The organism is Maledivibacter sp. (assembly GCA_025210375.1).
In the GTDB taxonomy this organism is placed as follows: domain Bacteria; phylum Bacillota; class Clostridia; order Peptostreptococcales; family Caminicellaceae; genus JAOASB01.
The window spans coordinates 66,971-81,664 of the sequence record JAOASB010000002.1 but is presented as its reverse complement, the minus strand read 5'-3'; the positions used below and the strand labels follow the sequence as shown (position 1 = coordinate 81,664).

The window sequence follows — 14,694 nt, the reverse complement described above, 5'->3', positions numbered from 1 at the left end:
TTTTATCTACTATAATATACTCGATTGTAGAATACTCTATAAATTATAATACCTAAAATGGAATTGTATATAGTCTCAGTAACCGTAACAGTTTTTAAAACAGACAAATAGGTTACTGAATGTCTTAAAAAATGCATTAATACAAAATATATACTATGATAAAAAAAAGTGGATAGACTTAGTAAAAGCAATGGCGTAAGATAGTTGTCCTTAAAAACTCTGCTTTCAAATCCACCAATCGAATAGGCTGTAAAAGTATATATCAATATGTTTATACCTAATCCCTTGCTAAAAAAAATGTCCTGCAAAACACCCGCAATAATACCTGAGGCAATTCCCTTTTTCCTGCCATATAAAATGCTAATAATAACAACTATTATTAGTGCTGTATTGGGCAAAACACCATCAATGCGGAAGTGCTGTAGAACAGTGGCTTGTAGAATAAAATTACACACCATGATTAATGTCAATAAATATCCGTTCATTTTAAACCCCTTTAATCCCCAATTTGATTATTTGGTATTACAAATACTCTATCTAATTTCTTAAAGTTAACACTTGGCTCTACAATAATACCCTTTAACATCTCATCTTCTTTAACAATGATTTCCTTTATTTCTCCTATTAAAATCCCCTTGGGATACAAACCTAACCCAGAGGTTATTATTTGATTCCCAACCTGTGCATCGGCTTCCGTATCAAATAAATATCCCTTTAAGAATTTTTCACCATTACCATTAATCAATCCGATATTATCATTTGTTTCAGTAAGAATTTCAAAGCTAACTCTACTTCTATTATCAATAATGGTTATAACCTTTGCCCAATTATCACCGACTTCATAGACTATCCCAATCAATCCACTGCCGTTCATTACAGTACTATTTTTTGTTATACCATCATTTAATCCACCATCTATAGTGAATAGATTAAACCAGTTTCCAGGGTCCTTTGCTACCACATTACAAGTTATATAGTTCGTGATCCCCTTTTCACCCGCATAGTTAAGAGCGCTTTTTAATTCTTTTAAATCTTCAAACTCCTGTATTTGTAGTTTTAATTTGATAATCTGGTTTTGGAGCTCAATATTCTCTTGCCTAATATTTTTATTTTCTTCATCGAGCTTCCATGCCTTTGTTATAGGACTTATGATATCAGCTATAAAATTACCACCTATATAGAAAAATTTTTGTACTGGCGTTACTGCATTTCCAACTAACTTTTCGGCAGTAGTTATATTCTCTCTTCCTCCAAAGGTTCCACCTATTAAAACTAGTAAAATGATAGTAACCATCGTTACTATCATTATTTTACTTTTAAAAATATTTTTCATTTATCTATCACCACTTTAAACTTTTCTTCTTGGAGATATGAAGACTCTTCTAAGTAAATCATAATCTTCTAATGCAACCCCTGTACCTGTGGCTACACAATCTAGGGGTTCATCAGCTATCATCACAGGCATACCAGTCTCTTCTTTTATAAGCCTATCTAAACCATCCAAAAGCGCTCCCCCACCCGTAAGCATTATACCGTGTTCCATTATATCCGACGCAAGCTCCGGTGGAGTTTTTTCTAAAGTAATCTTTATACCTTCTGTTATAGCATTTACTGGTTCACTTAAAGCATTTAATATCTCAGTTGAAGTTATAGTTAAGGTTTTCGGTAATCCAGTAACTAGATCTCGTCCTCGAATATCCATTTTCTCTTCCTTAGCTTTAGGAAAAGCCGAACCAATATTAATTTTAGTTTCTTCAGCAGTTCTTTCACCTATCATAAGATTGTATTCTTTTTTGATATAACGGACTATAGATTCATCCATTTCGTCTCCACCAATTCGGACAGACTTACTGGTAACTATACCACCCAAAGAAATAATAGCAATTTCAGTTGTTCCTCCCCCAATGTCAACAACCATGCTGCCTGTAGGCTCAGCAACGGGTAAACCTGCCCCTATAGCGGCAGCCATTGGTTCTTCAATCAAATATGCTTCCTTAGCACCAGCTTGCTCAGTAGCATCAATCACGGCTCTCTTCTCAACCTCCGTAACCCCAGAAGGAACACAAACTAAAACCCTAGGTCTAAAAATCAACGAATTCTTAGGATTAGCTCTTTTTATAAAGTATTTCAACATACTTTGCGTTGTATCAAAGTCTGCAATAACTCCATCTTTAAGTGGTCTAATGGCAATAATATTTCCAGGAGTTCTACCAATCATTTTTTTTGCTTCCAACCCCACGGCAAGAACATCTTTAGTATCACCCTGTATTGCTACCACCGATGGTTCACGAACCACAATACCCCTTCCCTTAACATTAACTAATGTATTAGCTGTTCCTAAATCTATTCCTATATCTTTACTAAATAAATTGAATAATCCCATTTATTTACTCCTTCCTAAGTTGTCAATAATGATAATTATTTTTACATTTTAATCCTCAATAAAAATCAATGAATACTTTCACATTTTTTCTAAAATATAAATAGTAAAAGCAAAGGTATATATTATATTAAAGAATTTTCTTTTAAGCTAAAATAATTGCCATCACCAATAATTATATGATCCAATACATCTATGCCTATTATCTCTCCTGCTTTAATCAATCTTTTAGTTATATTGATATCTTCCTTACTCGGCTCTGGATTGCCGCTAGGATGGTTATGCAAAAGTATTATGGATGCGCTGCTCTTTTTTATGGCTCTATTAAAAACTTCCCTCGGGTGTACAATAGAAGCATTTAAGCTCCCAATAGAAATCGTTTCATAGGCTATAATTTCGTTTTTCGTATTTAGAAATATTACTTTAAAATGCTCCTTCTCTAAAAAACGCATATCATTAATAACCATATCCGTTACATCCCTAGGAGATTTTATTGTCTTCTTCATTTCCAGTAAGCTTCTCGACAGTCTATTCCCAAGCTCAACAGCTGCTATAATCTGACAGGCTTTGGTTTTCCCTATTCCTTTTATTTCACTTAATTCCTGTACTGTACAATTAGCTAAAAATCTTATTCCACTATCAGCGTGGCTTAACAAAACATTGGCAAGTTCAAGGGCAGAACGTTCTTTATATCCAATTCTTATTAGTATAGCCAAAAGCTCACTATTAGATAATGTATGAACTCCATATCTTATAAGTTTTTCCCTCGGTCTTTCATTTTCTGGCATGCTCTTTATTGTTAAACCACCACTATCCATAGTTAACACCTCAATGCTTACAAAATATTCAAATCAAAATGATTATGCAAAATATCTTCTAGCTTTGATACTGGCAGCCCCACAACATTAAAATAATCACCTTCGATATATTCTACGATAGTGGAACCAAGCCCTTGAATAGCATAGGCCCCAGCCTTATCCCAAACCTCACCTGTGTCAATATACCTTTTTATTTTGTCATCAGATAGATTCTTTATTTTAACCATAGTTTTTTCATATGTAACATATTTGTTATAGGTACCCCTTTCAATAATAGCTAGTCCACTATAAACATGATGTATATCATCTTGTAATGAAGTCAGCATACTATAAGCATCATCAAAGGATCTAGGTTTTCCTAATACTTTTTCCTTATATACTATAGTATCAGCAGCTATTATGATAGCATCACTATCTATCTTATTAGATACATCTATAGCCTTCTCCAGTGCCAAGGCCATAACAATATGCTCGGGTAGCTCTTCTTCTCTAACTTTCTCATCAATATCACTTTTAACAACATCAAAGGTTAAGCCTAGATTTTTTAATATTTCTTGTCTTCTAGGTGATGAGGAAGCCAAAACAATTCTTTTTTTCATAATCCACCTACAATCTACTGAATATTAATAATGAAATAACTAAACCAATAATGCTTGCTAGATTAATACTCATAGTAAAACCAAAGGTGAATTTCATGACATTAAGATCCAAAGTAGTTGGACTGATGCCAATGGATTTGCTATAACCAAGCCATTTAATACTATCTCTAAATATGTCTCCAATAACTCCGCCAATAACTAATCCAACTAATAACAAAAGTAATAAAAGCCACGGATTTCTATTTTTTGATCTCACCATAGATACCCTCCTCAATAAGCTATATTAGTCAAGCTTCATATGTTATTATATCCAATTCGTGCGTTAATATCTATTTTCTGGATTTGCAACCATAATATTTTTCATTTTCAAACATCTATCAAAGTATTGCAAACCTTAGTCTTAACTTTGTACACAATCTAAGTTTAGCATTTAGGAAAAATTATTACAAGTAGTATTTTTTACAAATATGAATAATAGGTTTAAGGTCATAAGCTTAGGATGAGAAAATGAAAAAAGAAATAGATTGAAGCAATCAGTGTGGTTTTTAAGTAATTCTAATATTGCTGATATTTATCTTCCTATATGTATATCTAGGAGTATGATCCTAAAGAATCTCCCCCTTAGCTGTTCGCCTTTTTCCTGCATCATATATCTATGCATTTTATAAAAAAACCTATGATAGTCCCATATTATAGGATACCATAGGTTTACATTAATTGCCATATTTTTTTATTTTAATTTTATTGCGTTTTTAGGACACTTTTCTTCGCAGGCTCCGCAGCCAATGCATTTATCTTCAATTATCTTGTGCTTATTTTTTACTTCCCCTTCAATTGCATCCACTGGGCACACTTTTTTACATAGGGTGCATCCAATACAATCGTCTTCATTTATTTCAGCTTTTCTACGCTTTTCAAAATTAGCATATATAGCTTTAGTAGGGCATTTTTCAGCACATAACATACAATTTGTACATTTTTCATAGTTTATCTTAGCAACATTATTTTCAAACTCTATAGCTCCAAATGGACAAGATTTAACGCATATCCTACAGCCTATACACCCTACACTACATTTATCCTTAACAGGCTTACCAAGCTCTTTATTGTTACAATCCACGAATACATCTTGTTCATACGGAACAAAGTCAATAACGTTCTTTGGACAAACTTCCATACATTTTCCACATGCTGTACATTTTTCTGGATCAATCTTTGCTACGTTTCCATCAGTTATTGATATAGCATCAAAGGGACAAGCCTTTACGCAAGTACCTAAGCCTAAACATCCATAGCTACAGCTTTTACTTCCTCCGCCCAACATAGCCGCCGCTTTACAATCCTGAATACCAAAGTACTCATATTTTTCCTTACAATTACTGTTATCACCATTACAAATAACCCTAGCTACTTGTTTTACACTCTCGCTTACTTCAACACCCATTACTTGAGCGATTTTTCCTGCACAATCTGGTCCTCCAACAGGACACCCATCTACCGGTGCGTTTCCCGCAACAACTGCATTAGCAAAGCCATCACAGCCAGGGAAACCACAGCCTCCACAGTTAGCACCAGGTAATGCGTCTCTTATTGCAAGCGCTCTAGGATCTATTTCAACAGCAAACTTCTGAGAAGCAAAGGCTAGTCCTGCACCAAACACAAGTCCCATTCCACCTAAGCTTACACCGGCAAGAAGTATATTATTTAAATCCATAGTATCACCCCTTCTCTATTACGTTCATTCAAAAGGACATAAATTATTTTTATTCATAATAAGTCTAAACTAAACCTGCAAAGCCTAAAAATGCTATAGACATCAAGCTTGCAGTAATAAGAGCTATAGGGAATCCTTTAAAAGGAGTAGGTACATCTGCCACTTCCAGTTTTTCTCTAATACCTGCAAATAGTACTATAGCCAATGAAAATCCTACAGCTGCGCCAAATGAATGAAAAATTGTTTGTATTAAATTAAATTTATATTGAATATTTAAAAGTGCCAAACCTAGCACAGCACAGTTAGTTGTTATAAGTGGTAAGAAAACACCAAGTGCTTGATAAAGAGTAGGACTCATTTTTTGAAGTACTATCTCAACAAACTGTACCAAAGACGCTATAACCAATATAAAAGCTATGGTTTGTAAATATTCAATATGAAAAGGGATCAAGATAAGTTTTTGTACAAAATATGTCATAATCCCGGCTAATGTCATAACGAAAGTAACTGCCATTCCCATTCCAGTTGCTGTTTCAACTTGCTTAGAAACACCTAGAAAAGGACAAATTCCCAAGAATCTTGATAAAACAAAGTTATTGACTAGTATGGAACTAACTAGCAATACAAAAATACTTGCATTTTCCATAACATACCCTCCTTACATAAATTACGCTGACTTTGACTTTATTACATTATTAATTGCCAACAATATAGCTAATGCTAAGAAAGCACCTGGAGGTAATATCATAATTAAAGCAGGCTTATAAGCAGCACCAAAAATGCTAAAACCAAAAATACTTCCAGCACCAAATAATTCTCTAACTGATCCTAATAATGTTAATGCCCATGTAAATCCTAATCCCATACCTAATCCGTCAAATAAAGAACCTACTACTCCGTTCTTAGATGCATAGGCTTCAGCCCTTGCAAGTATAAGACAGTTTACAACAATTAGTGGTATAAATATACCTAGTGATGAGAAAAGAGCTGGCATATAACCCTCCATTGCCATTCCAACCATTGTAACGAAGGTTGCTATTACTACTATAAATATTGGAATCCTAATTTTACTAGGAACAACTTTTCTAAGTAAAGATATAGCCATATTGGAACAAATCAAAACAGCTGTTGACGCAAGCCCCATACCTAATCCATTCTTAGCCGAAGTTGTAACCGCCAAAGTAGGACACATTCCTAATAATTGAAAGAATATAGGATTTTCTTTAAATAACCCGTTTGTTAAATTTTTAAATGGATTCAATATATTTCACCTCCACTATTATTTACCTGAGATTTCTTTGAAGGTATTAATCGCCATATTTACCCCAGAAGTCACAGCACTTGAAGTAATTGTAGCACCTGAAATTGCCTGAATTTGATTATCCTTCGTTGGTTCTACCTTAGAAACTTCAATATCTTTATCTATACTTTTGTTTTCATATTGTTCATAAAAATATGGAAGTGTAGCGTTAGCACCAAGACCAGGTGTTTCATTATGATTACCTAATCTAACCCCTGTAATTTTTCCTTCCACATCAATACCTGTCATAATTTCCACAGTCCCACCATAACCAGATGGAAGTGTTTTAAAGGTATAGCCAACAATAGTATCTCCTTGATAACCTGCAAATACTTCGGCTATTTTATCATTCTTACTTTTTATTTCATTTAATTTAGCTTCATCTATTGGTTTAAAGCTTTCCGCAGTAGGTAAAATTGCCATACGAGCCTCTTTACTAGCTAAATCTCTTTGATATGCAATTTGATCCTTAGTAAGCTCATTAGTTACCGCAAGGGCCAAAGCTGCCACAACACATACTAGTAATAGTATCAAACCTAATTTTACTATTTCCTTCATATTACTTCACCTCCCCAAAAACTTTAGGGCTTGTGTACTTATCTATTAACGGAGCTGCAACATTCATTAATAGGATAGAGTATGATACGCCTTCTGGATATCCACCATACATCCTAATAACACTTGTTATTACTCCACAGCCCAATGCAAATATAATTTGACCATTTGGAGTTACAGGTGATGAAGCGTAGTCAGTAGCCATATAGATAGCACCTATCATAAGTCCACCGGCCAATACTTGATAAACCATGAAATATGGGTCAAAACCACCCATAACAAAAGTTAATACCGCAACAGTTGATATATATATTACAGGTACACGAGGTGTTATTACGCCTCTATACACTAAATAGATACCCCCTATTATTAAGGCTAAAGCTGAAGTTTCACCGATACATCCTCCATGATTACCTATAAAAAGCTGGAATAGTGTAGGTGCTTTTGCACCAACAGCCTCAGCTCCCTTTATTATAGCAAGGGGTGTTGCAGTTGATACCGCATCGGCTCCAGGTGTTACCCAACTAGTCATTTCCACCGGCCAAGATGCTAAAAGCATGGCACGGGCAGCTAAGGCAGGGTTCATGAAATTATGTCCGATTCCCCCAAACAATTGCTTTACAATAGCGATAGCAAATACTCCACCTATTACAGGCAGCCACCATGGCGCAGATGCCGGCATATTAAATGCTAGAAGTAATCCCGTTACAACTGCACTCCAGTCATTTATTGTAACTTCTTGTTTTCTAATCTTTTGAAATGCAGCTTCAGTTATCATAGCTGATAATACGGCAAATAATATAACCTTCACTGCTCCTAATCTAAAGTAATATATGCCGGCTAAAGTTGCAGGCAATAGTGCTATAACTACATCCCTCATTACACGACCTATCGTTTCATTAGACCTAATATGAGGGGATGAAGAAACAATCAATTTAGTATCCATCAAATTACCCCCTAACTACTTTGTTTTTCTCTTTTTGGCTATAATTTCACGTTTAGCAACACGAATTGATTGTAAAAGTGGTCTTTTTGATGGGCAAATAAATGAACATGAGCCACATTCTATACAATCTAATGCATTATATTTTTCTGCTGTTTCAAACATATTGTTTAATGAGTATGCACTTATATATAATGGTTGTAAAAATGCAGGGCATATTTCTACACACTTACCACATTTAATACAATTACTTGGCTTTGGAAGAGATGCCTCATCTGGAGTAAAAAGTAATATTCCAGACGTAGCCTTAACAGCAGGTATCTCATCGGTATGCTGAGCAAGTCCCATCATTGGCCCACCCATAATAAGCTTACCAATATTTCCGCTGTATCCACCACATTGTTCAATTATTTCTTTAAAGCTTGTACCAACCTTAATCAAAAGATTTTTCGGTTCTTTTACACCTTTTCCAGTTACAGTACAAATCCTTTCGATAAGAGGCATACCTGTTTTTATTGCATTAGCAATAGCAGCAGCCGTAGCAACATTATTTACCACTACACCAACAGCCATTGGAAGTCCACCCGATGGAACTTCTCTTTTAGTGCAAGCATAAATAAGCTGTTTTTCAGCCCCTTGTGGATATTTGGTATGAAGCCCAACTATCTCGATTGTGCTTTCATCCTTTGCTGCTTGTTTCATCGCTTCAATAGCATCCGGTTTATTATCCTCAATTCCTATATACGCCTTTTGTACACCAAGAACCTTCATCATGGCTTTTAAACCATAAATGATACTATCCGGATTTTCAAGCATGAGCCTATGGTCTGCTGTTAAATAGGGCTCACATTCTGCACCATTTAGAATAACTGTATCGATTTTATTCTCTGGCGGTGGAGATAACTTGACATGTGTAGGGAAAGCAGCACCACCCATTCCAACAATTCCCGCTTCTTTGATGATATTTTTTATTTCGTCCCCACTTAAATCATTAATATCACCCTTTGGCACAACGCTTTCGTGAAGGGTATTCAGCCCGTCAGATTCAATGATTACACATAACCCTTCGCCGCCAGCGGTAATACATTTTTTTACGCCCTTTACTACTCCTGAAACACTACTGTGTACCGGTGCAGAAACAAAGGAAGTTGCCTCTCCAATTTTTTGACCGACCTTAACCGTATCACGTACTTTTACTAAGGGCTCACAAGGAGCTCCAATATGTTGGCTAAGCGGAATAGTGACAACTTTTGGTTCTAAGGCCTTTTCAATCTTATGTCTTGAAGTAGGCTCTTTAAAGTGCGGAGGATGAACACCTCCTCTAAATGACAATAGTCCCATATGAAATCACTCCTCTTAAAGTAATTATAAACAACAACAACAACAACAATTAAGAAATTTTTAAAGTTCCCTATATTAGTATACAGTATACAAGCTAATTTTCAAAGAAAAATTTACCCTAAATTCCTCAAAATTAGCCTTAAATATTAATTCATTTACTATGGTAACTCTATTTAATTTTCTTGTCAATCTTCAATAAATTTTTAACATGCCCTGGGATTATTTATATATCATCTAGTTAATTCCTTAAGGCCCTCAATCATATTGCCTTTTATCCAATCTATTACATCCATATTATTTATTTGGACTTCTCCTAGTACCTCTTTAATATCCTTTGTATTCAATATATATACATTGCTATTTATCCTATGGGTATATAAAAAATCAATATTTACATCGGAAGTAATTAAAACCACCATAGTATCAACCATATTTCCTAATGGTACCCGATCTATATGACTGTGTTTAAATTCGGCCTTTACATGTGTTCCTATTCCCTTAGATGATTTGATTTCAAAGGCTCCATCACAAGCTTCAGCCGATGCCTTAAACATAGGTATTCCGAGTCCTACCCTTCTAGTGGTTCTACTTGTAAAGAAAGGATTTGTTACCATAGCCAATTCTTCTTGATTCATTCCTTTACCATCATCTTCAATAGTAATAGTTAATGTATCTGCCTTAAGATTTTCATCAATGGTTATTTGTATAAATGAAGCATTTGCGACAATAGAGTTCTGAGCTATGTCCAAAATGTGCATTGATAATTCTCTCATTTCTATTTCTCCTTATGTTATTGGTTGCTTTTTAGATTTAAGATACTTAAAAACATCTTCTATATCCTTATCATTAGCATCTATATAATTTATTGGTTCCGATATATCCCCTAAATAATGGGCATCTGAATCTATTATTACATTGTAGTTATTTAAATACGCATTTTTGACCATATAATCCTTTTTATCGCAGTTTTTAGAAATTTCGATAGTTGTAAAGTCAATATTCAAGGGCAAAAAACCCAAATTAGATATAATGCTATAGTTTCTTTTATCTACATGGGCTGGCACAACTACTCCATTTAGCTGTGAAACCATTGTGAATACTCTAGATATGCTAATATTTACAGAAGATATTAACAGCCTTTTTTCCTCATCTATAACATTATTTTTATTATCAAAAATAAGCTGTTCACCAAAAAAGTCCCGATTGTTTTTAATGTTAGGTAACAGTTCATCTACCTTAGCACCAAAAACCAACGCTTCTTCTATATTTTTAAATAAACAAAGGAGATGCACCTCTTCCTTTGTCTGAATCTCCATGCCTGGTATAACTAGGATATCCTTATCCCTAGCCGCTTCTAGACAGGGTATGCAATTTTTTACAGAATTGTGATCTGTTATTGCAATTACATCTAAACCCTTAATAACAGCCATGTTAACAATATTCATGGGAGACATGTCATTATCTCCGCAGGGAGATAATGCAGTATGAATATGAAGATCATAGTATAATTTCATTTATCTCATCCCAGCTTCATAAAACTTCGAAAAAATCCTATAGCTATCCATATCAGTTGAAAAAATTGCTATCCCCTCTTCATTGGCTTTTTCTATCGTATCCCCATCCACATCTATGGACTCTGGAACAATAATACATGCTAAGTTTAATAGGGATGCGATTGCAACAATATTTATATGGGTTTGCACAGTTATCCATGCATCAGCATCCTTAGCATGGGACATTACCCAACTAAGTAAGTCGGAGCAATATAATCCTTTAACCTCTTTATCTAGACCATTCTCCCCGGCTATAACCTTGAATCCAAACTTGTCTTTTATATTTTTTACTAACATTTTTCTCCTCCCAATTTTTATGTTTTTTTCTTTAGCCTTATTATACAGTCCTCAATGGATGCCTTACCTCTTACTACATCCTCTGCCATTGCCCGACATGTCGGCGCACCACATGAACCGCAATCTATACCCGGCAATTCCTTATAAATCTTTTCTATAAGTCCCATCTTTTCTATTGCTTTTTGTATATCTGAATCTAGCTTTAGGATGCCTAATGGCTTAATTTCTTCTGTTAAATTCACCTGTAGTCCTTCAATGTCTTTTAAAAGCTCAGATTTTTCACCATGTATATTCCCATAACAATTAGCTCTTTGCCTAATCGTGTTTTTAGCTATGAAAGGATTTTCTACATTAAGGGGGCCTCCTACGCACCCTGTTACACAAGCATACCCTTCAAAGAAATCAACATCATCAAGTTTCCCTAGCTCAATTTCTTCTAAAACTTTGATAACGTTTTCAATGCCATCGACAGCTAAGTAACTACTAAGTCCAAGGGATAAACTTTGACCACCTACACTAGCCCAACTAATACCTTTACTTGAAGCTCTTTGTATTTTATTATTTATTTCTATGTCATCATATATTTTTAAAAGCTTGGTATAAATAGACTCTATAGGAATTGCTCCATCTACATATGATTTTTTTATACCTATAGGGTTTTTTATACTTGTAATTTTAGCTGGACATTGTGTAATATAAAATATACCAATGTCCTCACTATTTACTCCAGCCTTAGCAATAGCTTCTTTTTTAGCTAACCTTGCTGCTACTTCCATAGGAGATTCAAGCTGTATGATGTGGTCTATAAGTGATGGAAATCTAATCTGAATGAGCCTAGTAACAGCAGGACATAACGTAGATATCAAGGGTCTAGGCCCTTGCTTTTTTATTATATCCTCCTGTAAAACAGATAAGATATCGGCAGCATAAGCGACATCATAAACCATATCAAATCCTAACTCATAAAAACAATTAAAAATACGATTCATATCTTTATCAAGGGCAAATTGACCATATAAAGGTAAAGAAACCAAAGCAACTTTGTATTTATAGTTTTCGATTGACTTCAAATCATCGGCAAGGGCTTTTTTAGCATGATATGGACATACCCTAATGCATTCTCCACAATCGATACATCGTTCTTTGATAATTCTAGCCTTGCCATCTCTTATCCTAATGGCCTCAGTAGGACATCTTCTTAAGCATACTGTACAGCCATTACACCTTTCACCCTCTAAGGTAACTGAATGCCAATAGTCTCCCATCTAATATCCTCCATTTTCAAAAACACTATAACATATTCTTCCACTTTAAAATAAATACTAAATGCTTCGTTTATAATTAAATAGATACTACTAAGAATCTTTGATTTAATCTATAAATTAATTATCATTTTAAGGGTAGTACCTATGCCCACTTCGGATTCAATATAAAAATCATCACAGGATCTTTTCATATTGGGCAATCCCATACCAGCACCAAAGCCTAGTTCCCTTACTTTGTTTGATGCAGTTGAAAAACCTTTTTGCATAGCAAGCTCTATATCCTTAATACCTGGGCCCCTATCCTTAGCAATGATTTCGATTTTGTCGGTCTTGATATAAACAATAATTTTACCACCTTCAGAATGGATAACTATATTTATTTCTGCTTCATATGTTGCTATTGCTATTCTTCTAATAATAGTTGAATCAATACCAAGTTTCCTTAAAACCTTCTTTATATTACTTGAAGCTTCCCCAGCACTTCCAAAATCCTCTTTTATTACTTCATATTCCAATTTAATACCCATATTTTTTTCTTCCGAGTTCATATTTCTATATTCCTCCAATTGATATGCCTTTTAATCCATTGCTATATAAAATCCCACATGAAGTATACAAAGAATGATTTGTAGTTATTAATGCAATACCTACTTCCTTTGCCATCAAAACGACACCTTCCGGAGGAATTTTTCCTCTTACAAAAACTATTGCATTTATATCTAACATTTCTGCAGTCCTGATAACCTGTGGATTAGTAAGACCAGTCAATAATAGGGTTTTATCCTCAACATAAGCCAGAACATCACTCATCAGATCACAACCAAAAGCTCCATTCACTTCAAACGTAGAATATTCTTCTCCTGACAAAAACTCTGCATCTAACAAGTTCTTTATTTCTTCTATCAACATTTAAGTCTTTAACCTCCTCATAGGTATCATTTATATTATGCCCTGATAAGAATTGATACTTTCCATAAATATTTCTAATACTTTTTTTCTGTCTGAAAGGTTAGACTGCTTTTCTTTTGTTAGCTTTGTCTTAGCAGTTTCAACTATACTAGAGAACTTACTATTAAAGCTTGTAAAGTCTTCAGACGGACTTGCTGAAGCTATCGATTGACTAATTTTATCTAATCTTTTTATCTCACTATCAACAAATTGAATCAATTCATTTGAATCTGTACTTGCCATATCCCGTTTTGCTATGAAACTAGAAAAATCTTCATAGTACTTTTTTAGCTCATTTAAATTGCTTGATGCAGCTTCACTATATGCCTTACCATTATCATTATATTTTATTGATCTAATAGGTAGCTGTTTAGGTGCGATAAAAGCGTCTGAATAATGACTTTTTATCTGTTCCTTATATTTATCTGCATTACTTCTTTCTGTAAAAGACATAGTCATAACCCTAAAACGATCGGACTGAACAATATATCCACCCAAACCCTTACTATTTAAGTCCTTTACTTGAGTTTCAGCATGCTGCTTATTATCGAAACTTCCAACTTGAACACTATAAATATTTAACGCTGGTATTTCAAGGGTATATAGTTTTTCCTGTGATGACTGCTCTGTGGTAGTATTAGTTTCTTCATTTGTAGTATTACTTTCTTTACTTTTATTGGAATCGGACTCTTTAGCTTTATTCTCAATCTTCTCGTAAAGCTTTTCATTAGCATTTGCACTTACAGTAGTACTAGGTTGACTCTTTTGTTTATCAATATACTTAGGTATTAAAAAGTATTTTGTCCCAAAATAACCTATTGTTGGTGCCCCTACAAATAATAAAACTACAAATGTGATAATAACAAAATAATTCTTATTGCTCTTTTTCCTGGTTTTTGTCCTATTTCGTCTCATATGTACCCCCTCCTAAGATAAAACTGTATGTTGAGGTAATCCCTACATGATTTTATCTTATTCATA

19 protein-coding genes are annotated in these 14,694 nt (G+C 34.3%); all 19 read right to left on the bottom strand.

Translation table 11 applies throughout. From position 1 onward, the window contains the following. Nucleotides 1-2 precede the first annotated feature (2 nt). The 19 genes from mreD to N4A68_00500 all read right to left on the bottom strand — a co-directional run bounded on the left by mreD (nucleotide 3) and on the right by N4A68_00500 (nucleotide 14,628). Complete coding sequence (gene mreD, locus N4A68_00590) at nucleotides 3-485, bottom strand: rod shape-determining protein MreD (GenBank protein MCT4562814.1); 483 nt, start codon at nucleotides 483-485, stop codon at nucleotides 3-5. Between the two features lie 11 nt (nucleotides 486-496). Further along, complete coding sequence (gene mreC / locus N4A68_00585; GenBank protein ID MCT4562813.1) at nucleotides 497-1,333, bottom strand: rod shape-determining protein MreC; 837 nt, start codon at nucleotides 1,331-1,333, stop codon at nucleotides 497-499. A 15-nt stretch (nucleotides 1,334-1,348) separates the two neighbouring features. Next, nucleotides 1,349-2,383, bottom strand: coding sequence for a rod shape-determining protein (locus N4A68_00580; GenBank protein MCT4562812.1), 1,035 nt, complete (start codon nucleotides 2,381-2,383; stop codon nucleotides 1,349-1,351). Between the two features lie 122 nt (nucleotides 2,384-2,505). Then, nucleotides 2,506-3,198, bottom strand: a complete 693-nt coding sequence (radC, locus tag N4A68_00575; GenBank protein ID MCT4562811.1) for a DNA repair protein RadC — start codon at nucleotides 3,196-3,198, stop codon at nucleotides 2,506-2,508. 17 nt (nucleotides 3,199-3,215) lie between these two features. After that, entirely contained in the window at nucleotides 3,216-3,797 is a 582-nt protein-coding gene (locus tag N4A68_00570; protein MCT4562810.1) for a Maf family protein, read from the bottom strand. 7 nt (nucleotides 3,798-3,804) lie between these two features. Next, nucleotides 3,805-4,056, bottom strand: coding sequence for a DUF4321 domain-containing protein (locus tag N4A68_00565; GenBank protein MCT4562809.1), 252 nt, complete (start codon nucleotides 4,054-4,056; stop codon nucleotides 3,805-3,807). Between the two features lie 471 nt (nucleotides 4,057-4,527). Further along, nucleotides 4,528-5,511, bottom strand: a complete 984-nt coding sequence (locus N4A68_00560; GenBank protein MCT4562808.1) for a Fe-S cluster domain-containing protein — start codon at nucleotides 5,509-5,511, stop codon at nucleotides 4,528-4,530. A gap of 64 nt (nucleotides 5,512-5,575) precedes the next feature. Continuing rightward, nucleotides 5,576-6,157 carry an electron transport complex subunit RsxA gene (rsxA, locus tag N4A68_00555; GenBank protein ID MCT4562807.1) on the bottom strand — a complete coding sequence of 194 codons (582 nt, stop codon included), beginning with the start codon at nucleotides 6,155-6,157 and terminating at the stop codon, nucleotides 5,576-5,578. A gap of 21 nt (nucleotides 6,158-6,178) precedes the next feature. Continuing rightward, nucleotides 6,179-6,775 (bottom strand): electron transport complex subunit E, encoded by a 597-nt coding sequence (locus N4A68_00550; protein MCT4562806.1) that lies wholly within the window; start codon nucleotides 6,773-6,775, stop codon nucleotides 6,179-6,181. A gap of 15 nt (nucleotides 6,776-6,790) precedes the next feature. Next, complete coding sequence (locus N4A68_00545; protein ID MCT4562805.1) at nucleotides 6,791-7,369, bottom strand: RnfABCDGE type electron transport complex subunit G; 579 nt, start codon at nucleotides 7,367-7,369, stop codon at nucleotides 6,791-6,793. Between the two features lies 1 nt (nucleotide 7,370). Then, nucleotides 7,371-8,312 (bottom strand): RnfABCDGE type electron transport complex subunit D, encoded by a 942-nt coding sequence (locus tag N4A68_00540; protein MCT4562804.1) that lies wholly within the window; start codon nucleotides 8,310-8,312, stop codon nucleotides 7,371-7,373. Nucleotides 8,313-8,327: 15 nt separating this feature from the next. Beyond that, the gene (rsxC, locus tag N4A68_00535) at nucleotides 8,328-9,650 is read right to left on the bottom strand and encodes an electron transport complex subunit RsxC (protein ID MCT4562803.1); all 1,323 of its coding nucleotides are present in this window, start codon (nucleotides 9,648-9,650) and stop codon (nucleotides 8,328-8,330) included. 230 nt (nucleotides 9,651-9,880) lie between these two features. Continuing rightward, complete coding sequence (locus tag N4A68_00530) at nucleotides 9,881-10,423, bottom strand: ATP-binding protein (protein MCT4562802.1); 543 nt, start codon at nucleotides 10,421-10,423, stop codon at nucleotides 9,881-9,883. A gap of 12 nt (nucleotides 10,424-10,435) precedes the next feature. Further along, a complete protein-coding gene (locus N4A68_00525) occupies nucleotides 10,436-11,164 on the bottom strand; it encodes a PHP domain-containing protein (GenBank protein ID MCT4562801.1) in 729 nt (242 codons plus the stop codon). Then, nucleotides 11,165-11,500 carry an AraC family transcriptional regulator gene (locus tag N4A68_00520; GenBank protein MCT4562800.1) on the bottom strand — a complete coding sequence of 112 codons (336 nt, stop codon included), beginning with the start codon at nucleotides 11,498-11,500 and terminating at the stop codon, nucleotides 11,165-11,167. A gap of 17 nt (nucleotides 11,501-11,517) precedes the next feature. Next, the gene (locus N4A68_00515) at nucleotides 11,518-12,765 is read right to left on the bottom strand and encodes a 4Fe-4S binding protein (protein MCT4562799.1); all 1,248 of its coding nucleotides are present in this window, start codon (nucleotides 12,763-12,765) and stop codon (nucleotides 11,518-11,520) included. A 110-nt stretch (nucleotides 12,766-12,875) separates the two neighbouring features. Beyond that, nucleotides 12,876-13,313, bottom strand: coding sequence for an anti-sigma regulatory factor (locus N4A68_00510; GenBank protein MCT4562798.1), 438 nt, complete (start codon nucleotides 13,311-13,313; stop codon nucleotides 12,876-12,878). A gap of 4 nt (nucleotides 13,314-13,317) precedes the next feature. Then, nucleotides 13,318-13,674: a hypothetical protein gene (locus N4A68_00505; GenBank protein MCT4562797.1), complete on the bottom strand. Its 357-nt coding sequence runs from the start codon at nucleotides 13,672-13,674 to the stop codon at nucleotides 13,318-13,320. 30 nt (nucleotides 13,675-13,704) lie between these two features. After that, on the bottom strand, nucleotides 13,705-14,628 hold the full coding sequence (locus N4A68_00500; protein ID MCT4562796.1) for an SPOR domain-containing protein: 924 nt from the start codon (nucleotides 14,626-14,628) through the stop codon (nucleotides 13,705-13,707). Nucleotides 14,629-14,694: the final 66 nt, after the last annotated feature.